General features: G+C 47.7%; 20 protein-coding genes. 3 read left to right on the top strand and 17 right to left on the bottom strand.

The window, feature by feature from the left end; genetic code table 11:
* Window positions 1–73: 73 nt before the first annotated feature.
* From ACQSGY_RS21725 to nikA, 6 genes are all read right to left on the bottom strand, one after another.
* The gene (locus ACQSGY_RS21725) at window positions 74–1,579 is read right to left on the bottom strand and encodes a malate:quinone oxidoreductase (RefSeq protein WP_427180632.1); all 1,506 of its coding nucleotides are present in this window, start codon (window positions 1,577–1,579) and stop codon (window positions 74–76) included.
* Between the two features lie 366 nt (window positions 1,580–1,945).
* On the bottom strand, window positions 1,946–2,728 hold the full coding sequence (locus ACQSGY_RS21720; protein ID WP_427180630.1) for an ABC transporter ATP-binding protein: 783 nt from the start codon (window positions 2,726–2,728) through the stop codon (window positions 1,946–1,948).
* Window positions 2,725–3,525, bottom strand: coding sequence for an ABC transporter ATP-binding protein (locus tag ACQSGY_RS21715; RefSeq protein WP_427180628.1), 801 nt, complete (start codon window positions 3,523–3,525; stop codon window positions 2,725–2,727). Before ACQSGY_RS21715 ends, ACQSGY_RS21720 begins: the two co-directional genes overlap by 4 nt.
* On the bottom strand, window positions 3,522–4,376 hold the full coding sequence (nikC, locus tag ACQSGY_RS21710; RefSeq protein ID WP_427180626.1) for a nickel transporter permease: 855 nt from the start codon (window positions 4,374–4,376) through the stop codon (window positions 3,522–3,524). Before nikC ends, ACQSGY_RS21715 begins: the two co-directional genes overlap by 4 nt.
* Window positions 4,373–5,320, bottom strand: coding sequence for a nickel ABC transporter permease (gene nikB, locus ACQSGY_RS21705; RefSeq protein ID WP_427180624.1), 948 nt, complete (start codon window positions 5,318–5,320; stop codon window positions 4,373–4,375). Before nikB ends, nikC begins: the two co-directional genes overlap by 4 nt.
* The gene (nikA, locus tag ACQSGY_RS21700) at window positions 5,320–6,885 is read right to left on the bottom strand and encodes a nickel ABC transporter substrate-binding protein (RefSeq protein ID WP_427180622.1); all 1,566 of its coding nucleotides are present in this window, start codon (window positions 6,883–6,885) and stop codon (window positions 5,320–5,322) included. The genes nikB and nikA overlap by 1 nt, the downstream gene beginning before the upstream one ends.
* A gap of 351 nt (window positions 6,886–7,236) precedes the next feature.
* Between nikA and ACQSGY_RS21695 the strand changes: the two genes are divergently transcribed.
* Entirely contained in the window at window positions 7,237–7,431 is a 195-nt protein-coding gene (locus ACQSGY_RS21695) for a hypothetical protein (RefSeq protein WP_184180598.1), read from the top strand.
* A 264-nt stretch (window positions 7,432–7,695) separates the two neighbouring features.
* Here ACQSGY_RS21695 and ACQSGY_RS21690 read toward each other — a convergent pair whose 3' ends face one another.
* From ACQSGY_RS21690 to tnpA, 5 genes are all read right to left on the bottom strand, one after another.
* Window positions 7,696–8,244 (bottom strand): hypothetical protein, encoded by a 549-nt coding sequence (locus tag ACQSGY_RS21690; RefSeq protein WP_427180620.1) that lies wholly within the window; start codon window positions 8,242–8,244, stop codon window positions 7,696–7,698.
* A gap of 12 nt (window positions 8,245–8,256) precedes the next feature.
* Window positions 8,257–9,399, bottom strand: a complete 1,143-nt coding sequence (locus ACQSGY_RS21685) for a WXG100 family type VII secretion target (RefSeq protein WP_427180619.1) — start codon at window positions 9,397–9,399, stop codon at window positions 8,257–8,259.
* A gap of 191 nt (window positions 9,400–9,590) precedes the next feature.
* Window positions 9,591–10,169, bottom strand: a complete 579-nt coding sequence (locus ACQSGY_RS21680) for a DNA-binding protein (RefSeq protein WP_427180617.1) — start codon at window positions 10,167–10,169, stop codon at window positions 9,591–9,593.
* 159 nt (window positions 10,170–10,328) lie between these two features.
* Window positions 10,329–11,408 carry an RNA-guided endonuclease InsQ/TnpB family protein gene (locus ACQSGY_RS21675; RefSeq protein ID WP_427180615.1) on the bottom strand — a complete coding sequence of 360 codons (1,080 nt, stop codon included), beginning with the start codon at window positions 11,406–11,408 and terminating at the stop codon, window positions 10,329–10,331.
* Between the two features lie 5 nt (window positions 11,409–11,413).
* Window positions 11,414–11,812, bottom strand: a complete 399-nt coding sequence (tnpA, locus tag ACQSGY_RS21670) for an IS200/IS605 family transposase (protein ID WP_427180613.1) — start codon at window positions 11,810–11,812, stop codon at window positions 11,414–11,416.
* Between the two features lie 535 nt (window positions 11,813–12,347).
* Between tnpA and ACQSGY_RS21665 the strand changes: the two genes are divergently transcribed.
* Window positions 12,348–12,701, top strand: a complete 354-nt coding sequence (locus ACQSGY_RS21665; RefSeq protein ID WP_427180611.1) for a helix-turn-helix domain-containing protein — start codon at window positions 12,348–12,350, stop codon at window positions 12,699–12,701.
* 71 nt (window positions 12,702–12,772) lie between these two features.
* On the opposite strand, the gene ACQSGY_RS21660 is transcribed toward ACQSGY_RS21665, so the two are convergent.
* The 6 genes from ACQSGY_RS21660 to ACQSGY_RS21635 all read right to left on the bottom strand — a co-directional run bounded on the left by ACQSGY_RS21660 (window position 12,773) and on the right by ACQSGY_RS21635 (window position 20,343).
* Window positions 12,773–14,473, bottom strand: a complete 1,701-nt coding sequence (locus ACQSGY_RS21660) for a histidine kinase N-terminal 7TM domain-containing diguanylate cyclase (RefSeq protein ID WP_427180610.1) — start codon at window positions 14,471–14,473, stop codon at window positions 12,773–12,775.
* A gap of 360 nt (window positions 14,474–14,833) precedes the next feature.
* Window positions 14,834–15,013 carry a hypothetical protein gene (locus tag ACQSGY_RS21655; RefSeq protein WP_145405058.1) on the bottom strand — a complete coding sequence of 60 codons (180 nt, stop codon included), beginning with the start codon at window positions 15,011–15,013 and terminating at the stop codon, window positions 14,834–14,836.
* 47 nt (window positions 15,014–15,060) lie between these two features.
* Window positions 15,061–15,831: an AAC(3) family N-acetyltransferase gene (locus ACQSGY_RS21650; protein ID WP_427180608.1), complete on the bottom strand. Its 771-nt coding sequence runs from the start codon at window positions 15,829–15,831 to the stop codon at window positions 15,061–15,063.
* Between the two features lie 263 nt (window positions 15,832–16,094).
* Complete coding sequence (gene araA, locus ACQSGY_RS21645; RefSeq protein ID WP_427180606.1) at window positions 16,095–17,519, bottom strand: L-arabinose isomerase; 1,425 nt, start codon at window positions 17,517–17,519, stop codon at window positions 16,095–16,097.
* Between the two features lie 458 nt (window positions 17,520–17,977).
* Window positions 17,978–18,673: an L-ribulose-5-phosphate 4-epimerase gene (locus ACQSGY_RS21640; RefSeq protein WP_145405064.1), complete on the bottom strand. Its 696-nt coding sequence runs from the start codon at window positions 18,671–18,673 to the stop codon at window positions 17,978–17,980.
* A gap of 2 nt (window positions 18,674–18,675) precedes the next feature.
* Entirely contained in the window at window positions 18,676–20,343 is a 1,668-nt protein-coding gene (locus tag ACQSGY_RS21635) for a xylulokinase (RefSeq protein ID WP_427180604.1), read from the bottom strand.
* Between the two features lie 442 nt (window positions 20,344–20,785).
* Between ACQSGY_RS21635 and ACQSGY_RS21630 the strand changes: the two genes are divergently transcribed.
* Complete coding sequence (locus ACQSGY_RS21630) at window positions 20,786–21,877, top strand: GntR family transcriptional regulator (RefSeq protein ID WP_427180603.1); 1,092 nt, start codon at window positions 20,786–20,788, stop codon at window positions 21,875–21,877.
* Window positions 21,878–21,978 lie beyond the last annotated feature (101 nt).

Genomic DNA, 21,978 nt, shown 5'->3' with positions numbered 1-21,978 from the left:
AAAGCTGAGCCTGGACTTGATCCGGACTCAGCTTTTTCGCTTTATTTTCTGGCTTTATACTGCACTTTATCCATTACACATGCAGTGTCTGTTTCTCATCCGACAATCCCAGCGCCTTCGCTGTAGACTGGTTGATCTCACGCAGCAGCTCCACATTCTCTGCAAGGGAGATGCCGTAAGAAGGAATCATTTCTTTGATCTTTGGCTCCCATGCCTTCATATGCTGCGGGAAGCAGCGCTCCAGAATCTCCAGCATAACCTGAACGGCTGTCGAAGCACCCGGGGATGCACCAAGCAGAGCCGCTATGGAGCCATCTGCCGCAGTGACAACTTCAGTTCCGAATTGCAGCGTGCCTTTTCCACCTTGAACGGTGTCCTTAATGACCTGCACACGCTGACCCGCCAGCACCATATCCCAATCCTCGCTTTTTGCGCTCGGCACGAAATCACGCAGCTCCTTCATACGCTGCTCCTTCGTTAACATGAGCTGTTGAATGAGATATTTGGTCAAGGAAATCTCCTTCACCCCTGCCGCCAGCATCGTTAACAGATTGTGCAGCTTCACCGAAGCGATAAGGTCTGCATTCGATCCGGTCTTGAGGAACTTAGGCGAGAAACCGGCGAATGGTCCAAACAGCAGTGACTTCTGGTTGTCGATATAACGTGTATCCAGATGCGGCACCGACATCGGCGGTGCACCTACCGAGGCTTTACCGTATACTTTGGCATGATGCTGCTCGACGACTTCCGGATTTTTGCACACCATGAAAATGCCGCTTACCGGGAAGCCCCCGATATGCTTGCCTTCCGGAATGCCCGATTTCTGAAGCAGATGCAGGCTTCCACCGCCCGCACCGATGAACACAAATTTCGCCCGGTGGCGCTCAACGGCTCCGCTCGTCAAATTTTTCACAGTCAATTCCCATGATTTATCGCTCTTGCGTTTCAAGCTTTTCACGCTATGTTTATAGTGGACTTCCACTTTTTGTTCCTGTAAATGTTTTAGCAGCATGCGCGTTAAAGCACCAAAGTTAACGTCCGTGCCGGAGTCAATTTTGGTTGCTGCAATCGGCTCGTTGCTTGTACGGTCTTTCATCATCAGCGGCATCCACTTCGACAGCTCTTCCCGGTTGTCCGAGAAATCCATGCCTGCGAACAGCGGATGGTTCGACAACGTGTCATATCGTCTTTTCAGAAACTGTACATTGCTTTCTCCATGCACATAACTGAGATGGGGAATCGGCATAATGAAGTCCCTCGGGTTACGAATCAGACGACTGTTCACCAGATAGGACCAAAATTGCTTGGAAACCTGGAACTGCTCGTTCACCTTAATGGCTTTACTAATATCTACGGTTTTGTCCGGCCGTTCAACAGTATAGTTAAGTTCGCACAGCGCAGCATGCCCCGTTCCGGCATTGTTCCACTCATTCGAGCTTTCTTCTCCTGCGGTGGCTAGCTTCTCAAAAACCTTAATATTCCAGTCTGGTGCCAATTCTTTCAGCAAAGTTCCCAAAGTTGCACTCATAATTCCGGCACCGATCAAGATTACATCTGTACTCGTTTGTCCCTGGCTCATGTTTACCGTCCTTATATCCTATATTTGCCAAAAGGATGTAAGCGTTATCGATTTGGCATTGGCTGCAAGCCCACTTTTCACGGGTTTACGCCTTGTCTGAATGAATATAACCTTGAACTAGTGTATCAATAATAGTGAGCAATTTAAATATGCAATTTCAAGATATTTGCTATTCCTTCAGTATACGCTAGTTTGCCGCGGTTCGTTAGCCCGGTTATAGGCCTGAAAGATTTATTTGTTCAAAGCAAAGAAGGAACTCCGTATATGTTGAAAAAAAGACCGAAAGAGCCGGATGCACAATCAATCTCGCATCACGGCTCTTATTATAGAAAGAAGTCAGCCCGCAGACGTATACAAGCTGTGCCTTCAAAATATCGAGATGAGCTCCTTGGTATACGGATGGCGTTCCTCGGCGAACAACGCATCTGCGCCAAAGCGGTCCACAATACGTCCCGACTGCATAACCATAATTCGCTGGCTCATCCGGTGCACCGCTGCCAGATCATGCGAGATGAACAGGTAGGACAAGCCGAGCGAAGTTCGCAAGTCAGTGAGGAGCTGCAGAATCGATCCCTGTGATATGACGTCCAGACTGGCTGTCGGCTCGTCCAGAATGACAACATCCGGCTCTATGCCGATGGCTCGCGCAATCGTAACACGCTGCCGCTGACCGCCGCTTAATTCATGCGGGTAGCGGCTCGCCAGTTCACTTGGAAGCTCTACCGCCTCCAGCAGCTGGCGGGTGTAAGCTTCCTTTGATGTATAGGTGAAGTGAGCGAGTTTGGCGTCCCGGCCGAGCTGCTCATAAGGGTCGATCAAGGACGCACCGATGGTGAGCTTCGGATTCAGTGCGGCGGATGGATTCTGGAAAACGATCTGAATGCGGCGGCGGTGAGGGCGCAACCGGCGTCCATCCAGCCGGGCAATGTCATGCCCCCCAAGCTGGATGGTGCCACAATCCGCATCCTCGATGCGCAGCAGACAGCGGGCCAGTGTGCTTTTGCCACAGCCGCTCTCTCCGACAAGACCCAGGCATTCGCCACGGTTCAGGGTGAACGAGATATCGTTTATGGCTGGATGTTCCGCACCAGCATAGGTGCGAGCGAGCTGTTCCACACGCAACACAACTTGGCTGTCTTGGCTTCTCATTCTGCACCCACCTCCTTCAAACCGGACTTCAACTCATTACTCAGCACAGGAGCTGCTTCAATCAATTGGCGTGTATATTCATGCTGGGGATGATCCAGAATACGATGTTTGCCGCCTGATTCCACGATTCGCCCTTCCTTCATGACAGACAAGCGGTTCGCATATCGGCGCACATGCCGCCAATCATGTGTGATGAACAGAATTGCACAGCCCGTCTCGGCCTGTTTGCGTGCCAGAAGCTCCAGCACGCGATGCGCGGACATGCTATCCAGCGCGGTTGTGGCCTCGTCAGCAATCAGCAGACGCGGCGAGAGCATCAGCGAGGTCGCGATGGATGCACGCTGCAGCTGACCGCCGCTCAACTGGAACGGATAGCGGCGAAGCAGCTCCGGGTGGAGTCCAACAGACTCCAGCGCTTCTGCGGCACGCTTTTTACGGATAGACGCCGATTTCTCTCCATGCACCTTCTGGTATTCATCAAAGTGTCCGCCAATGCTGCGGAACGGTGTGAACGCTCCCTGATAGTCTTGAAAAATATAGGATATGTCACGTCCACGCAGTGCACGCATCTCCTTCGGCTTCCGTTCGAGCAGATTGCTGCCCTCGAACAGCACACATCCAGACGCGCGCAGATTAGGCGGTAGCAGTTGGCCGATTGCCTGCGAGAGCAAACTTTTTCCACTGCCGCTCTGCCCGACGAGCGCCATGAATTCCCCTTCGCGGACGGCAAGGGACACGCTGTCCACAATCGTCCGCTCGCGGCTGAAGATGCTCAGTTCCTCGATGGAGAGAATCATGACTGCACCTCCTTTTTCACATCAAATCGGTCTCTCAGGTAGTCGCCCAGCATATTTGCCAGCAGCACAACCGATACAATTGCCAGCCCCGGGAAAACCATCAGCTCAGGTCTGGATTGGAAGTAAGGACGCGAGTCGTTCAGCATCGCTCCCCATTCGGGTGTTGGCGGCTGTGCGCCGAGTCCGATGTAGGATAAGGATGAGATCAGCAGAATGATTTTGCCGAGATCCAGACTCGCCAGCACCAGCACATGACCTGCAATATGCGGCAGCAGATGTTTGGTCATGATTCGAGCATCGGACAACCCGTTTGTCCGGGCCACACGGATGTAGTCCTTTTGCGACTCGGATAGAACTGTACTTCGAACCAGACGAGCGTAGCTCACCCATTTCACGATAACAATCGCCAGCACCAGATTGCCGATCCCTGCTCCGAGCAGACCGCTCAGCACAATGGCGACAATGGTATCTGGAAAAGCAAGAAACGCATCTGCAATACGCATGAATACCTTGTCGATCCATCCGCGTTTGTAGCCTGCGATCAGGCCAAACGGAATACCGATGAGCAATGCTGCGGCGAGCGCAAGCAGGCTGTAACCGAGCGTCTGACCGCCGCCGAGAAGCAGACGTGTCAGTACATCACGGCCCAGATGGTCGGTGCCGAGCGGGTGGAGCGCACTCATCCCCTGCAGCCTGCCGCGCAAGTCAGTAAGCGTATGATCATGTTTTAAAAATACAAAGGCATAGAGAGAGGCCGCGATAACGAGCAGTGCAAACAGCATGCCGATGATGGCCTGCCAGTTGTGTTTTTTTGTTTTGGCAGACGGCATATGCAGTGGCATTGTTTTCATCGGAGGGCCTCCTTTTCCTTCAGTTTCATCTCGGGATTTAAATAACGGTACGACAGATCAACTGCGGTATTTACCAGGAACACGATAAGGGCCATGATCAGGATATATCCCTGAATCAATGGATAATCGCGCTGGCGGATAGCATCGACAACCAGCTTGCCGATACCCGGATAAGCAAACAGCACTTCAATGACCACAACGCCGCCAATCAGACTGCCCAGACTGACCCCAAATACCGTGATCACCGGGGGCAGACTGTGCCTGAAGGCATGCAGGAAAAAGATACGTCCCTCCGATAACCCTCTGGCCCGGGCAGACCGTACGAACTCCTGACTTAGCGAGTCGAGCAGACTGGATCGCAGCAGACGCACATAAACGCTGGAGATGGCAAGTCCCAGCGTCAGTGATGGCAGTACAAGTGAGGTAAAACCGTCCCGGCCCATTGTTGGTAAACTGCCAAATCGTACCCCGAACAGGTCAATCAGGATCAGACCCAGCCAGAAGCTGGGCACGGCTGCACCCACGATGGACAGGATGCGGCTGCCCTGATCAATCCAGCTGCCCCGATAGAGTGCTGACAGGGAACCGAGCGGTATAGCAACAATCAGCATAACTAGCAGTGCACCAATTGTTAGCTCGGCTGTAGCCGGAAGTGCGCGCATCAGTGTCTGCATTACCGGCTGGCCTGTCGAGTAGGACACCCCAAAATCCATTTTCACAAAATCAAGCAGCCAGCGGCCAAACTGCACCGGAAGCGAGTCATTGAAGCCCATTTCCTCTCGCAGCGCTTCGACTTGCTCCTTGCTTACAGATAGTTCTTCAACGTTCAGAATGGTCAATACCGGGTCACCGGGAGCCAATCGAACGAACAGGAAACTCACGAACATAATGAAGAGCAGAAATACAAATACCTCCAGAAACTTGCGAAGCAAAATGCGAAACATTACATCACATCCAGCTTGTTCGTAATCATGTAATATTCACTGCGTGTAGTAACCCAATTCTTCACCTTTTTACCGTTGTAAGCCACAATCGTTGCCGGATGCAGCACGAAGGAGTTCAGCACGTTGTCATGTACATAATTAGCAGCTTTCTCTGCCAGTTCCGCGCGTTTCTGCGGTTCAACCGTAAGATTGAGCTCGTCGATGATCTTGGTCAGGGCCGGGTCCTCCGATCCACTGAAGTTCAGCGCACCCTTAGGATGGTAGGTTGCATTCAGATAATAACCAGCATCCCCACGCGGAGCGGTCAGGTTACTGTAGGTCGCGATATCCCAATCCCGGTTGGAAGCCATATACTCTTCCGGCGTATCAATCTGGCGAATCTGCACATCAATGCCAACCTTCTTTGCATCGGACTGGAATACCTGGGCGATCAGTGGCAGATCAGCGCGTGACGAATAGGTGAGCAGTGTCAGCTTGAGTGGTTTACCGTCTTTGCCCATCACACCGTCCTGCTGGGTATAGCCGGCTTCACCAAGATATTTTACAGCGGTATCCAGGCCCGTTTCTTCTGCTGTATGTGTATATTTAGGCGCAAACGGCAGCGATGGCAGGAACGGGCCAATGGCAGGCTCACCATAACCGAGCAGAATCGTATCGACGATGCCTTTTCGATCAATCAACGCATCCAACGCACGCCGAACATTCACATCCTTGATGCTCTCCCGCTGCATATTCATCGTTAACTGATGCACGCGGAACGTGGATGTGGACTCGACTTTTAACCCGTCAATTGCTTTGAGCGATTCCAGGCTTTCCACTTCCGGGCGGTAGACAATGTCGACCTGTCCAGATTTCAGGGCAAGGGATCGCGCATTGGCATCTTCATTAAACGAAAACGTCACGGAATCCAGCGGCGAGGCCCCGTCCCAATATGTATCATATCGTTCCAGCTCCAGCTTGCTGCCTGGCGTAAAGGATGTCAGCTTCAACGGTCCTGTACCAATAGGCTTGTTCACGATGTCCGGTTCACTAACGTCAATAACCGCCGTGTTCGGGTTAACCAGCTCTGAGGCAAACTCCGGGAAAGGCTGAGTGGTTGTAATCTCCAGCTTGTTCCCATCAGCTCTGATCTTATCGATCTTCAGTGTGTTCTGGATGGCTACGTTCTCTTTCAGCGCTCGCTCCAGCGATGCTTTAACCGCTTCTCCCGTCATCGGTTTCCCATTCTGAAAGGTCACATTGTCGCGCAGGTTGATTGTCCAGTGCTGACCATCTTTACTCTCCCAGCTCTCGGCAAGCCATGGGGCAACCGTCAGATTGTCCTCATCCAGACGCAGCAGCGTTTCCGTAATACCCGCACGCAGCGGTACATAACTTGAATCCACATGCGGATCAAGTGAGCTGGTGGAGAAGTTATATAAGAAATGAACGTTTTTATCAGCTGTGATTTTCTTGGTATCCTGCGCGGCAGGACTAGATGTGGATGCCCCACAAGCACTGAGCAGTACAGCTGCACTCAGGGCCAGGGAGATTATCGCCAGCAAAGGCTTCTTTTTCTTAAACAAGGTAATACCCCTTTCTCTTCATATAAATATCCATCTCAATATTAATCGTAACTATTACTATTTAAACAATGAGTATTATCTTATCGTAATGATTACGTTTTGGCAAGAACATTTTGGTTGATTGAACGCAAAAAATCCGCCTCTTGGATGAGAGCGGATTCTTCATGTTACCCTGATGTGATTACTATTTTTATAAAGCTGAAAACTGGGTCCATACATATTTTTACTTACTTAGCCCAAACTATTGCACTCGACGTGACAATCCTTCGATTTAACCTATAATATAATGGTCTTAGTCGGATTTAGTGTAACAGAGTTAGAATTATAAATTAATTATGAGGGAGAACGTTGATGATTATAATAAGTGCGGTATTGCTGGTCGTAGGCATTATTTTTATTATTCGTGGACGAGCTCTGGAAATTAGTAGTCAAAACAGAAAAACAATGCTCTGGATTGGCTCTGCTCTTATTGTAATGACCGTATTTCTAGTCATTATGGGAATTTTACAAATTACAGACATATCAACCAACGAGCAAGGGCATTGAGCAACCTTTAAGGTAAGTTTTACTGCATTTACTGTAAATAAACCCAGTTTTTTATCTTAATTTTAACTAATTTATCTAATCTTCTTACTGTTAAAAAGCGACAACAATCGATAAACTCTGAACAGAGTTTAATCGGTCGTTGTCGCTTTTATTTCTAGAAATCCGGAGTTGAAATATTAGCACTGATTTTTAGTTCATCCTATCATTCTCCCACGGTAGCTTCTAATCACTTTGCTACATCGCAAATTCTCTCTGTCACCTCTTTTAAGTTGAGGAGTCTTGCTCTATATCGGATAACTTCTTATTCATTCTTGTAACATTCTCACTTTTTAATAGTTTAGCATTGAGATTGGAGATGAAATTCTGAAAATGATGTGTATTACGTATGATTTCTTCAACAAAGGTATGCAAATCTATAGTAACCCCACTCCATGTTGAATATCTGAATTCCTCAAACGGTTCAGTAATAAACAAGTCCAAAATAACTTCACGATCCGTATCTTCCACTAAACTAACTTGCAGTTCTTCTCCATGCGCTCTAAACTCCAGCCATAGATTAGCACTATCAGGAATTCGATAAGCAACATAATCATTTACTTTCACCATTTGAGCCACCGTCAGTAAGTCAACGAACCATCTGATTAGTCTTTCATTGCCGAATGGGCAATCATCAAAAAACATACCATACTTGCTTCCGTTGAAGTCCAATTCAATCATGCCATCAATATCTTGTTTTACTTGATCAAACTGCTCTGCAGACATTTGCTTTATCGCATCCAAATCATCTATTGCTTTAAATGAAATCTTGAACATCGTTTGAGCCCCCTAGTCTATTAAATCACTAATTTTATATTTATGTGTACCATATATTGAATCTACATTATCATTCCGAATAAATACTTTAAGTGATTCATCAAATACCGTGACTGTATGCAAACCATCCTTTACTCCTTGTTGTTTCAATTGATTTACCGCTATTGTCGAAGCATCTGTTATTTTTTTATTAGACCACTCTTTATTAAAAAAGGATTTTCTGCTCAGCATTTCATTTATTTGATCATCCGACATCTTCCTTTGAAGAAATGGGAGCTGTTGTTTGGTACTATTAACAGAATGTCTATTAATAACGTGGTCAATCAGATTTTGACTCAATTGAACAGGTTGATCTTTAATTACAGGAGTTTTTTCTACTACCTCTCTCTCTGTTACTGGCTTCTGGTTCTTAGTATCCTCTAAATTCTTCTTCATCTTCGTCACAGCCGGATGAGAGGACGGCAAATGAAACGGCCCCTTACGCCCTGGCATATTCCCGCGAACCATCTGAAAAGCCATAAATATCTGACTGAACTTCAGAGAAGTCAGCATGATCTGAGCATACTTGTCGGATACAGGCTCGCCTGTGAAGGGATCGGTTCTATTTTCCAAAGCCTTAATCTGCATGTCAAAAATATCTTTCTCCTGTTCTTCCCCATGCCCTGCCTGCATCCGGTCGATATTCACATTCCCCCGGTCCTTCTCATAAGCCTGTACGGCTGTATAATCCAGCTCACCATTCTCGTTCACGGGTACCCACACATACCTACCATAGACATCGACTTTCTTCATTTGGTAGCCCTTATCTCTCGGACCCGCATCACTCCCCGAGCTCTTCATCATCGCTGCTGCACCAACAGCACCAATAACACTACCTAGGCTGCCCTTCTCCGCATCTGCATTTTCAAAACGCGTAGCAATATCCGTTAGTTCCTGAGAAGTATACACCATACCTTCAAGCGCCTTCTGCAATACAGGACGTGACCGCGCAAAATCATCATAGAAACGCTCTTGTGTCACACCCTGCCACATTTCTTGCAGAAACATGATTTGCCTGGAGAGATTTTCCCTTATATGCTCCAATTGTTGTCTCGCCTGATCCACCTGGTGCACCACATGATGTAATTGTTCAGGAGTCACTTTGATTGTACTCATATGCTTTCTCCGCTCATTTGAAATATGATTACTCTATGTTAGCAGAAGTTTAATGGCAATATCATCCGGCTAACATCCTGAATTGAGCCATCAACGAGGCATTTACCAAGCGACTCATCGGTGCTATGGTCCTACATGTTTATACCCAAATCCAAGCATATCCTACTTTTTTAACCACCCCGTTCACACCCCTATTTCATTCCCTCCAAAATCGCCCGATACCGCTTAATCTGCCCCTCCGTCGCTGCTTCACGCAACGATTCCAATACCAATATGCATTTGAGCATATGCCTCTCCACGCCCCGACCGTCCACTACACGCATCGCCTTTAAAATATATTCCACAGCTCCCTGCGGCCTCCCCATCCACTGCTCATATAAAGCTTTTTGATAATAATATCGGTACAAATGATCGTTGTTTATCGAGCCGAAATCCTCATCTAACCCATCAACCTGTTCCTCAAGCATCTGTATGATAAAATCAACCCGCCACCCATGCCGCACCGCAGCCTCTGTAATCACAGTCAATCCTGCCAAACCCTCCTCCTGGTACTCCAGCAAAAGGTTCACACACCCTTCCAGCAGCTCAACCTGTCCCGCTTCAATCTCAAGGGCATATCGGTTTACTTCAGCCTTGCGCTTAAACTCCTGTACGATTTGCATCTCTGCTTCACCCATTTCTCCCATGCAATCCAAATTTGCATATCGACAGATACATGCTCGCGCCTGATCGATCTGCCCCATCTTCTGATAAGCCACACCCTGCATCATATAACTTCTTCCTATTTGACACTCCCACCCCTAAGGGGCAAGGTCACTAAGGTGACTGGGATTCTTAGCTAGCTTAACGTCCTCATTTCATTTCTGCTTTGGACAGATGCTAAGATCAGGGTATGCCATTACCCCTCCTAAGACAGTGCATATAGCATCTTAGGCTGATTGACTGTTACCGCCAATCACAGTTGCGTAGCGAATATTCATCGCCCCAACGATATCACGATGTTTCTTGAATCCACATGGGCACGTATATCTTCGATCTTGTGCCTTGTTCTTTGTTAAACATTCCGGGCAGGTTTGACTTGTATATGCAGGGTTCACATATTCTACTTTGATCCCTGCCATATTGGCTTTGTATTCAATGAATTGTGCCAAACGGTTGAATGACCATGTGTGTAGATTCTTTTCGTTTTTACGACTTGTTCTTGTCGTCTGCCTAATATTCGTGAGTTGCTCTAAGCGAATGACAGAAATCTTATTCTCGACTGCGAAATGAACGATTTCGCGACTCACTTTATGGTCTTTGTCTTTCATCCATCGTTGTTCTTTATCATCTAACTTGCGAATAGCATTCACTTTCTTTTGTTTTCCCAGCTTTTGACGAACACTACGAAACTTCCGTCTCTTGTATTTGTTTTCTCGCCCATTCCCAAAGAAGCGAGCCTGATCTTCATCTGTGATGGCTACGGCAGGGATTTTCAGCCCTAAATCAACGCCCAAAATCCGCATACCCGTTTTTTCAGTTGTTGGCAGGGTGACAGCAATTTGGGCTACCCACTTCCCTGAGCTTTTCGTGACACGGAGCGTACCCCGTTTGTGCTTCAAAAGGTCAACGTTTCGATGGTCCCTGCCGATGAACAATGCACGAATTTTTACACGCCTCGATTTTCCCTCTACCAGGAATGGAATGGAAATGTGCGTGAAGTCAAACGAATAGTTTTGGTTATTCCATACGCAAATCGGTTTCTTCAGGGTCGGTATGATGGCGTATTTACTTTTCTTCACTTTGGTAGAGAACACGCTATTCGCATCTTTAATCGCTTGATTTTTTACTGCACTTGGTAGATGAGCAGGAACGTCTTTTGTTGTCTTCTTCAACCTTTTCTTTTCTTCTACCATCTCGGCCACGAGTGTATTCACAACTCGGATATATTCATGACTACTTTGTTGCAATAGTCGGATCTGCTCTTTTGTCGGCAGCAGCTTGACCTTAACCGTTAGGGTCTGAGACATAGGCTTCACCCCCTTGTCTTTTGTTGTTCAACATAACGCTTGATGGTTTCACTGGATACATGCCCAACGGTAGAAACAAAATAGGAACGTGTCCACAAACTGGGCAAATGCTGAAGGTGTGGAAACTCCTCTCGTAGTTTTTTTGATGTGAATCCTTTTATTTTTGCCATGATATCCGCAGGGCTTAATGTTGGAAGTGCATGGAGAAACAGATGTGTATGGTCTTTGTCGCACTCCATGGAAACAATCTCCATTTTAAGCTCTGCACATACCTCATGCACCAATTCCTTGAAGCGCTGTTCTACCTCTGATTTGAGAAATATCTTTCTCCTGTATCGTGGGCAGAACACAAAATGATAGTTCAACAAAGATACGGTTGTGTTTGTTCTTCGATATTCGTTCATGTCTATATTGTATCAGTTTAATAGATAAATTGAAACAAGCGAATAAAAAATAAAGAACACAGACATTTCGGATACTTGAAGCATCACAATAGTGATACTCCGTATCCGACTTCACTTTTATCCCACGTCTAAAGAAGTGGGCTTTCTCGTGCGGGGATTCTGTAATAAACGAGCGGTCTTTACGTTTGAATAGAAGGCATAAGTACTCCTTTTCCCCGATCCTCCACCTGATCTTCACGGATACACATCACACATTGGTACAACACATCCGCCTTCCAACACCTTGTTCCAATTTTCAAAAGCCACAGCCATCTCCAACATCTCAACGATAATGTCCGGTTTCAGCGATTTCAGGATCGATGGTTGCTAAAAGGAGGCCTCCTTATGAACAATTCTATATACATTGTATAAATAGATATAAAGAAGATAAATATAAATTGTACTTATTCGTACAATTTAATCACGATTCTTTTTTTATATATTGGTCTGTCGTGAATCCCAATCCTCTTCTAACCTTAAAAGTAGAGGTGATCAAATGAGCTTACCTGAAGCTGTCGGTAATCGAATTCGAGAAATAAGAAAGGCTAAAGGCTGGACTCAAGAGCAACTGGCCGAAGCAGCTGGCCTTCATTATAGTTATATCGGTGGGGTTGAGCGAGGGGATCGCAATATCTCTTTGGAGACACTTGAGAAAATCACGAACGGATTGCAGGTTCCTGTAGAACAAATTTTTCAATTCAAAGAAGACTCTGCGTATAGAAGAGCCTTGGATGAGCATATAGCTGTAATTAGTAGTCAAAGTGCTGATCAGATTGAATCTTTAACCAAAATCAATAAAGAAATCTTGGCCTCCTTTACAAATGCAAAAAATATTTTAGATGAATTTTAATATACATCCTGTATCATACATACATTTCACAAAAAAGAGTGGGGCAGTGTTCCCCACTCTTTTTTACCACCTCACACCACACCCCGCTCCAGCATCCCGAACTCCACCCGGTTACGGCCCTTCTGCTTCGCCTGATACAGCGCCTTGTCTACCGCATCAAAGAGCTGGATCAGATACCCTTCGCCGTCCTCGGGCACATGCTCATACGCAAAATCCTCAATCGACAAAATACCGATGCTGATCGTAATGGATACACTGCCGCTCTCATGGTTCACCGCCATACGGTTGGACTCCACCGCCTGCCTTACACGCTCCGCAATCTCTATCGCGAGGTCATGCTCGGTATGCGGCAGGTAGATCATGAATTCCTCTCCACCATAGCGGGTTAGAATATCCGTACTGCGTACAGAACTACGGACTGCTTCTGCAGTACGTACAAGCACTTCATCTCCAATTACATGACCATAATGATCATTAATCGCCTTGAAATGGTCGATATCCAGCAGCATCAAGGAAAAAGGAGTTTTATATTGCAGGTTGGTGAGCACTTCATGATTCAGATGCTGCGTCAGGTAGCGACGGTTATAACACTGTGTCAGGCTGTCGGTGAGCACCAGCTCCTCCAGCTTGCGATTGGCCTCGGACAACTCCTGGCGAATCCGGTCAAGCGCCTGATTGCGTTCTTGCAGCGTCTCGTTCTGCCGGTGCATCGTTCTGGCATAGAATCGCTCCTGAGACACATCCTGAAACGTTAGCAGATGTCCGATCGGAACCAGTGCAGCATCCACAATCGGAGACGATTGCACGATGAAATGGCGAGCCGCCTTCCCCTGCTCCATGACCACTTCGATCTTGGAGAATATATTTTTTTTCAACCGATATTCATTTAAAAAAAGCTCTGCTTCTACCCGGTCCTCAATATGCACCCCGGCCAGAAATTCCTCCATATTCCACAGATCGCCCGCATACCGCTGAATAAAAGACTTGGAGGCCTTGTTCACCTCAACAATGACTTCGTTCTCATCCAGCACCAGGATGCCATACGGAATCGTATTAATGACGTCCTCATGGGCGATGGAGACGAGGTCGAACACGTTGTACCTTTTGATCACATATACAAAGAACAGGTCGGACGAGAAAATCCCCAAAGACGTCAGGCCCGGAATAATCGGCAGCCAGCGGCTCAACAGCACATTCAGAATGGCATCCAGTGTTGCAAACATAGCCAGAACGAAAATTCCCCAGAGGGTGATCTTGACCTGTTTCTTAATCATTGAAGGCGTCTTGGACGAGAAAACGGCACGAAACATAATCACAAGCGAAACTAGGAAATAAGACACCAGAATACACATGACAACCCAGAACCATGGGCCATAAGCACGCTCAATGTATTCTCCCTTTAGCGGCATGACAAAATCATGCCATGGATTCGCAACAACCCCAATTGCCCCAATTACAGCAGGCACAAACAGGAGAGCAAGCCTGGAATTGCTCAGCCTTTCTGCATAACCCGTAATAAAAAGCGTCAACAGCAGCCAACCACTGCCTAGCAGAGAGACGGCGACAAACGCCAGCAAAACATAAAACAACTGCAGGCCCGGATTATCGGTTAACGTCACCGCAAACTGACAGAACGGCCACATCATCATCAAACCGTGAAACAAAAAATAAACTTTATGTAAATTGGTAATTCTAGCCGTAACAAACACATACACGCCCACACCGAACAATAGCACGAACAACGAAAGATCATACCACACTAATGGGTTCACGAATCTTCTCCTTCTTGGATGCGACAATCATTCCATGGTTAATCAGGAATCATTCCGACATGCTGCCAAACGTCGATACTTCAATACAAATCTATCTATATGGGATATATCTACTATGCTTCTATTTCTCTATTGGTTAAATTACCCATATCGTACCACACCCATGATACGCTGAGTAGCCCATTCACTGGAAGCCCGACCAACCTCTGATTGAAATCACGATCTATTTTGCACTTTCATGAAGGATTTTGAAGGCTCTATGCCAGAAAAAACGCCCAGCTTCAACTGAGCGTCATCAAGCCCGTAACGGGATACGTAAGCTATAATATTGAAAAGGAGCTTCACCACCAGCGTTCTCCATTACTTCTGTACGGCTTTTATTTTTATTCTTAGTCTGTTCATGACTTGCTCATGATCCATCAAAGATTCATTAGCAGTAATCTGTTTCTCCGCAACGATTAACCTAAGCTGAAGTTCATGTCTCGCCCCAGCCACCCTATTGTTTTCATCCCATTCATTAAGAGACTGTTTGTTTTGCATAGAAATTCAGGTCTCCCTTCTCTTACAAGAGTACCGATGCGTTACTTCTACTTCACATCCGGCAGCGGCTCATTGTCCGAGAACAGATCCGGATTTTCCTTCAGCATCTCCGTAAGCACCTCGGTTGTTCTGGCAGCATCACATACACTCGCAACTGCGTCACCGAACCCTCCTTTGTGCATGGCTCCTGCTTCAACCAGTACATCATCTACTTTCCAGAAATGCTCTGACCAAGATAAACCGCAATGTCTGCGGGAAGGCACCGAAATCTGCGTTCCATCCGGCAAAACCGTATAAAGCATCTCATGATCATCGGTCATCCTGCCAGGAATATCGACCCATTCCTCAATACCATGGATAAACGTATTCCGTTTCAGGTCCACGCCTACCAGGAGAATTGTCGCTTTGCGATCGAGCAGCTTGCCCCATGCAGAACCACGTGCACACGGCGTATCGAAGAGATGATCGTCCTGTGTGAACGCCCGCGCATCTTTCCCTAAAGCGGCTACCGAGTGAGTCGGATGCCAGGAACGGATAACGTTAGCACGTTTGCGGAATAACTCCGGCAGAATGCCAACACAGCAGGAAGAAGTTTCCACGTGGAACATTGGGTTGTTTTTGTTAATGGTCGACCACGTATGTGTGGGCAGCACCAGCAGCCCGTCCTTCATATAGTCGCTTAGCACATCCAGCACGGTATCCGCCCCGCCATCCACATCACCCATACTCTTCATGGAAGAATGCATCAGTAATGTGCCATGGCGATCTATGCCCAGCGCCTCCAGCTGAGCCGTAAGACTTTCATATGTATGTGTCATGTTGAAATAACCTCCTTTAAAATAGAACGATTTGCCGCAAAATAAAACAAAGGACCGAGATTATCTCTCGGTCTCTGGATATGCATTTTTTATACGGCAAGTCGCTGCTCGCGCCATTGTCGTATATGACTGGCAAGCTTCATCTTGTTATAATCTGATCATACTTCAGGTAGAAAAGGATTACAACTTGATTTAACCCGTCACGCTTCAAATGGAGTTAATCAATGATGACTCTATCCGTTCATATTTCTTTCGCGATAGAACTACTTAATTACAACATACTCCAGATTGACTAGCTTCGCATACGTGATGATCTGATCTGTCGTCAGGTTCAAGGATACAACGGTATGGTGTCCACCGCCGTTTTCGATCCAGGCTTTAACGCCGTCCTGGAAGTTCGGCTTCACTGTCCACAGCACACGTGCAACTGGCAGATTTGGTGCTGGTACAGTTGGTTCAAAAGCCGATACTTCGTTAATCAGCAATTTGTAATGCGTACCGAAGTCTGCCATGGATACCACGACACCCTCACCGGCTTTACCGTCAAATACGAGACGAGCCGGGTCTTCGCGATCGCCAATACCGAGTGGAGACACGATGATTCTTGGTTTCGTGCTGGCGAGTGTCGGGTCAACCTCAAGCATGTGAGATTGCAGAATCGCTTCCTGACCTGCTGCCATTTCATATGTGTAATCTTCCATAAAGCCTGTGTTTTCATTGTGAGCCATAATTTTCAGCAAACGATCCAATGCGGCTGTTTTCCAGTCCCCTTCACCCGCGAAACCGTAGCCTTGCGCCATCAGGCGTTGTACCGCCAGACCCGGAAGCTGCTTCATGCCATGCAGGTCTTCAAAGTTGGTTGTAAAGGCTGTGTAACCTCCGTTATCCAGGAAACGTTTAATCGCAATTTCATAGCTTGCTTGTACGCGTACGCTGGCTTCCCATGCTTCCTTGCTGTTGGTGCCATAATCGAATTCATACAGGTCTGCATATTGGGAGATCAGCTCATCGATTTCTTGCTCAGTTACAGCGTTCACGTACTCTACAAGATCACCGATGCCATAGTAATCTACCGTCCAGCCAAACTGGATTTGAGCTTCGACTTTATCCCCTTCGGTTACACCTACGTTACGCATGTTGTCGCCAAAACGAGCGACTTTGATATTAAAGCTCTCGTTGTACGCAACCGCTACGTCCATCCAGTCTGCAACCTGCTGCTGTACTTCCGGGCGCTCCCAGTAACCTACAACGATTTTATTTTGTTTTCTTAAACGAGCATTGATGAAGCCATACTCACGGTCACCGTGCGCTGCTTGGTTCAGGTTCATGAAATCCATGTCAATTGTCGCCCACGGAATACTCTCGTTATATTGCGTTGCGAGGTGAAGAAGCGGCTTTTGCAGCAATTTGGTACCGCGAATCCACATTTTTGCTGGTGAGAAGGTGTGCATCCAAGTGATTACACCCGCTACTTCGTCACGGTAGTTGACTTCTTTCATAATGCTGGTGATTTTGTCTGCACTTACAGCCAGGTCTTGCAATACAAGCGGGTAAGGCAGTACGCCACTCGCGTTGAGGGCATCTGTAATTTTCTGCGCGTTTGCTTTAACCTCACCAAGTGCCTCTTCTCCGTACAAATGCTGTGAACCGACAACGAACCAAAACTCTTTTGCTGCTGTTGCTGACATGGAATCATCCTCATTTCATTAGATTATAGTTGATAAATTAGGTTACACCGGGACACTCCGATTACAGTACCATCTTCCGATCGCTGGTTATCCTCGGATTTATTTGCATTCCCCTCTAAAGGGAAAAATCCGAGGATAAACGCGAAGCATATCCTTCCGAGGTAGCTTTCCTTCAGAAAGCTTTTGGCTTCGCTTCTACAGATTGGTTCTGCACTCTCCGTTAGTGGTGTAAAAAGGGTTATTCAACTTCGGGTTGGGCAGGGTAGTTACACCAGGTCACTTCGATTGCAGTACCATCTTTCGATCGCTGGTTATCCTCGGATTTCTCTACATTTCCCTCTAAAGGGGAAAATCCGAGGATAAACGCGAAGCATATCCTTCCGAGGTAGCTTTCCTTCAGAAAGCTTTTGGCTTCGCTTCTACAGATTGGTTCTGCACTCTCCGTTAGTGGTGTAAATTTACTTCTGGCCGTAGTACGCGTCCTTGCCGTGTTTGCGCAGGTAGTGTTTGTCCAGAATGCCTTGCGGCAGTTCTTTCGCAAAGTTGTTCAGCTGACGTGCGTACAGGTTCATTTTGCACACTTCCTCCAGCACGACGCTGTTCACCACGGCCGACTTGGCATCCTTGCCCCATGTAAATGGCGCATGACCATGCAGCAGCACAGCAGGAATCGCCATTACATCCAGTCCACGCTGTTCAAAGGTTTCAATGATCACGCGTCCTGTCTCGGCTTCGTATCCGCGGTCGATCTCGTCCTGAGTCAGGAAGCGGGCACAAGGCACTGCTCCGTAGAACGTATCCGCATGTGTCGTACCCATAACAGGCACATCCAGACCTGCCTGTGCCCAGATGGTTGCCCATGTGGAGTGCGTGTGCACAATTCCGCCGATTTCCTTGTAGTGTTTATATAATACAGCGTGGGTTGCTGTGTCCGAGGAAGGTCTCATCTCCCCTTCAACCACATTGCCGTCGAGATCGACCACAACCATGTCGCTGGCTTTCATTTTGTCATAATCAACTCCGCTTGGTTTAATGACGAACAGACCGCTTTCCCGATCAATCGCGCTGACATTGCCCCAAGTGAATTTCACCAGTCCGTGCTTGGGCAGCTCCAGATTGGCTTCGTATACCTCTTGCTTCAGTTGCTCTAACATGTTTAATTTCCTCCGTTCTCTACCAGATGCTCTACAGCGGCGCGCTCAATGGCAAGTCCGCTTCGGTAGCGTTCGATAAATGCTCCAAATCCCTTCACATCAGCTGCTTCCGGCGCCACTTCGACCCCTTCCACATCCTTGAACACCTTCTGCTCCAGGAAAACGTCCAACGTTTCTTGCTCGCCTTTATTTTTCAGGTACGACGCCAGCAAAGCCATTCCCCATGCCCCGCCTTCCCCGGCGGTAGACATGACGGATACCGGAACGTTCATAGCGGCAGCTACGATTCGCTGTCCTACCACAGGGGTTTTGAACAGACCGCCATGCGCCAGAATGCTGTCGATCGCTACTTGCTCCTTCTCGGTCAGAATGTCCATGCCGATCTTGAGCGCGCCGAAGGCACTGAACAGATGTGTACGCATGAAATTCGCCAGGTTAAAATTGCTTTCCGGGGAGCGGACAAACAACGGACGCCCCTGCTCCAGCCCTGTAATATTTTCTCCGGAGTAGTATCCGTAGCTGAGCAATCCGCCCCCATCCGGGTCGGCCTCAAGTGCCTTGTTAAACAATACGCTGAACAGCTTGCCGGAATCGGCCTCCATGCCCATCGCCTGTGCGAATTCGCGGAACAATCCGATCCACGCATTCAGATCACTGGAGCAGTTATTGGCATGCACCATACCGACCGGGCTGCCATCCGGCGTGGTTACCATATCAATCTCGGGATACACGCTGGACAGCTCCTTCTCCAATACGATCATGGCAAATACCGATGTGCCCACCGAGATATTGCCTGTCCGTTTCCGCACACTGTTCGTGGCGACCATACCCGTTCCTGCGTCACCCTCTGGTGCACACAGTGGAATACCGGCAGCCAGTTCTCCTGAAGGGTCAAGCAGCTTCGCTCCAGCTTCGGTCAATGCACCTGCATGATCCCCTGCGAGATACACTTTAGGCAGCAAATCCTCGACCTTCCACGGATAACCTTTGCCAGCGATATGCTCATCGAACTGCCGGATCATCGCCGGATGGTAGTTATGTGTTGTTTCATCAATCGGGAACATACCTGACGCATCGCCAATACCAATGGCCTTGTTGCCTGTAAGCAGCCAGTGGATATAACCCGCCAGCGTGGTCAGGTAATCAATACGGGATACATGCTCTTCTTCATTCAGAATGGCCTGATACAGATGCGCAATGCTCCAGCGCTCCGGAATGTTAAACTGCAGCAGCTCTGTCAGCTCGCGTGCAGCGGCACCCGTCGTTGAATTGCGCCATGTACGGAAGGGTACAAGCATCTCCCCTGCCTGATCCAGCGCAATATATCCGTGCATCATCGCCGAGAATCCAATGGAGCCCACGGTTGTCAGCGAAGCGCCATACTTCTGCTGCACATCCTGCTTCAACTCACGATAAGCCGTTTGCAGCCCAGTGATGATATCCTCCTGATTGTACGTCCAGTACCCGTCCTTCAGCTGGTTCTCCCATTCATAACTGCCCGAGGCAATCGTTTCAAAATGCTCATCAATCAAGACCGCTTTAATACGCGTTGATCCAAGCTCAATTCCAAGCGAGGTCGCACCCTTGGCGATCGCCTCTTTCACATCCACCCGACTCGTCACTTCCGCATATCCCCTCTCTGGTCGCCATTTACGTCCGAAGAATGGCATCTAATCAGCTGCAAACTGTCACACAGCGCAGCTCCACTTACGTTCATGGCTATATTCTATTTCAGCATTCCAAGAATGCGCTTTCCTGTTCTGACAGCCTTAGTATATTTTTTGTACGTACATTTGTCAATGAAATATACAAGTTATACTCACAATACACGGATATGATAAAATATGTGTTTACACCAATGAATTTTTGTAAATTCTCACTGCAATTATGTATGGTCTAATTCGACAAAGTGCATTCTGGTTGTACGTATCTATTGGTAAAATGTACGGTTTTACTTGCAAGTAAAGCGAATCATGCTAGAATATGTACGTACAACTTGATCGTTGCACTCAGGAATACAGCGGCTCTCCCTATTGTTCTTTGATCGGAGTGGTTGCGCCGTACCCTTTTAGTTCAATATATATAGAAGCTACAACGAAAGAAGTGGACCTTGTGAAGCCTAAATACCAAGTCATTATTGATGATATAAAAAGCCATATTCTATCTGGCACATACACCGTTGGTGAACAGATTCCTACGGAATCGGCATTGCAGGACAGCTATAATGTGAGCCGCCAGACGGTACGGAAGGCCATTTTGGAGCTGTCCAACGAAGGCTTTTTACGCAGCGAAAAGGGATCGGGCACCTATGTCAGTCATCAGTACCGCTCACGGACGGGCGGCAGCACTTCCAAAAAGACGATTGGTGTCATCACCACCTATATCTCGGATTACATCTTTCCATCCATTATTCGCGGCATCGAGCGTCGTCTGAATGAGGACAACTACTCTCTATTGCTTGCCAGTACAAACAACGATGTTGCGCAAGAAAAAAAGGCACTTGAAATGATGCTGTCCTACGGTGTGGATGGTCTGATTGTTGAACCGACGAAGAGCAATCTGTACAACCCGAATATTGCATACTACCTGTCATTTAAGGAGCAGGATGTGCCATTTACGATGATTAATGCGTTCTATGAGGAGCTCGAGGTACCCTTCTTCTGTCTGGATGATGTGCAGTCCAGTTATCTCGCGACCCGGGAGTTAGTCTCCAAAGGTCATACCCAGATCGGCATCATTGCCAAAATGGACGATCTGCAAGGCAAGTACCGAATGAAAGGGTACATTAAGGCACTGGGCGAAGCAAAACTGCGGTTCAGCCCTGAGCATGTGCTCTCGTTTGATACCGCATCGAAGCCTGATCTGTCCGCGAATGTGACTGCCTATTTGCAGGAAAATCGGGATGCGCTCACCGCGATTGTCTGTTACAACGATGAAGTGGGGCTGGAGGTGGTGCATGCCTGTCGGCAGCTTGGCATTTCAATCCCGGAAGAACTGTCGATCATTGGTCAGGACAACTCCTACATTGCCAAAAACGCCAATATCCGGCTCACCACCCTCACTCACCCCCAGGAGCAGATGGGCAGTGACGCTGCCGATTGGGTGATCCGCAAGCTGCAAGGCAAGAAGGACCTGCCCAACCATACCTACTATCAGCCTGAGCTGGTGGAGGGTGAGACGGTGAAGGAGATGGAGATCGAGTGAGTAAGTATTCTCATATTATACTTATACTCCTCCCCTTCCTTGCCCTTATTCCTACTCTACACCGCAAGCACAGAAGATTCCGTGAGCCATTAGCAAGTGAT

It is taken from the genome of Paenibacillus sp. TC-CSREp1 (assembly GCF_050171015.1).
GTDB classification, from domain to species: Bacteria; Bacillota; Bacilli; order Paenibacillales; family Paenibacillaceae; genus Paenibacillus; species Paenibacillus silvae.
The sequence above is the reverse complement of the archived record's forward strand: the minus strand, read 5'-3'. Positions and strand labels throughout refer to the sequence as shown.

Coding starts and splice junctions, on each gene's coding strand:
- ACQSGY_RS21725 (WP_427180632.1), bottom strand. CDS start 1,579: ATGAGCCAGGGACAAACGAGTACAGATGTAATCTTGATCGGTGCCGGA.
- ACQSGY_RS21720 (WP_427180630.1), bottom strand. CDS start 2,728: ATGAGAAGCCAAGACAGCCAAGTTGTGTTGCGTGTGGAACAGCTCGCT.
- ACQSGY_RS21715 (WP_427180628.1), bottom strand. CDS start 3,525: ATGATTCTCTCCATCGAGGAACTGAGCATCTTCAGCCGCGAGCGGACG.
- nikC (WP_427180626.1), bottom strand. CDS start 4,376: ATGAAAACAATGCCACTGCATATGCCGTCTGCCAAAACAAAAAAACAC.
- nikB (WP_427180624.1), bottom strand. CDS start 5,320: ATGTTTCGCATTTTGCTTCGCAAGTTTCTGGAGGTATTTGTATTTCTG.
- ACQSGY_RS21695 (WP_184180598.1), top strand. CDS start 7,237: ATGATTATAATAAGTGCGGTATTGCTGGTCGTAGGCATTATTTTTATT.
- ACQSGY_RS21690 (WP_427180620.1), bottom strand. CDS start 8,244: ATGTTCAAGATTTCATTTAAAGCAATAGATGATTTGGATGCGATAAAG.
- ACQSGY_RS21685 (WP_427180619.1), bottom strand. CDS start 9,399: ATGAGTACAATCAAAGTGACTCCTGAACAATTACATCATGTGGTGCAC.
- ACQSGY_RS21680 (WP_427180617.1), bottom strand. CDS start 10,169: ATGATGCAGGGTGTGGCTTATCAGAAGATGGGGCAGATCGATCAGGCG.
- ACQSGY_RS21675 (WP_427180615.1), bottom strand. CDS start 11,408: ATGTCTCAGACCCTAACGGTTAAGGTCAAGCTGCTGCCGACAAAAGAG.
- tnpA (WP_427180613.1), bottom strand. CDS start 11,812: ATGAACGAATATCGAAGAACAAACACAACCGTATCTTTGTTGAACTAT.
- ACQSGY_RS21665 (WP_427180611.1), top strand. CDS start 12,348: ATGAGCTTACCTGAAGCTGTCGGTAATCGAATTCGAGAAATAAGAAAG.
- ACQSGY_RS21655 (WP_145405058.1), bottom strand. CDS start 15,013: ATGCAAAACAAACAGTCTCTTAATGAATGGGATGAAAACAATAGGGTG.
- ACQSGY_RS21650 (WP_427180608.1), bottom strand. CDS start 15,831: ATGACACATACATATGAAAGTCTTACGGCTCAGCTGGAGGCGCTGGGC.
- araA (WP_427180606.1), bottom strand. CDS start 17,519: ATGTCAGCAACAGCAGCAAAAGAGTTTTGGTTCGTTGTCGGTTCACAG.
- ACQSGY_RS21640 (WP_145405064.1), bottom strand. CDS start 18,673: ATGTTAGAGCAACTGAAGCAAGAGGTATACGAAGCCAATCTGGAGCTG.
- ACQSGY_RS21635 (WP_427180604.1), bottom strand. CDS start 20,343: ATGCCATTCTTCGGACGTAAATGGCGACCAGAGAGGGGATATGCGGAA.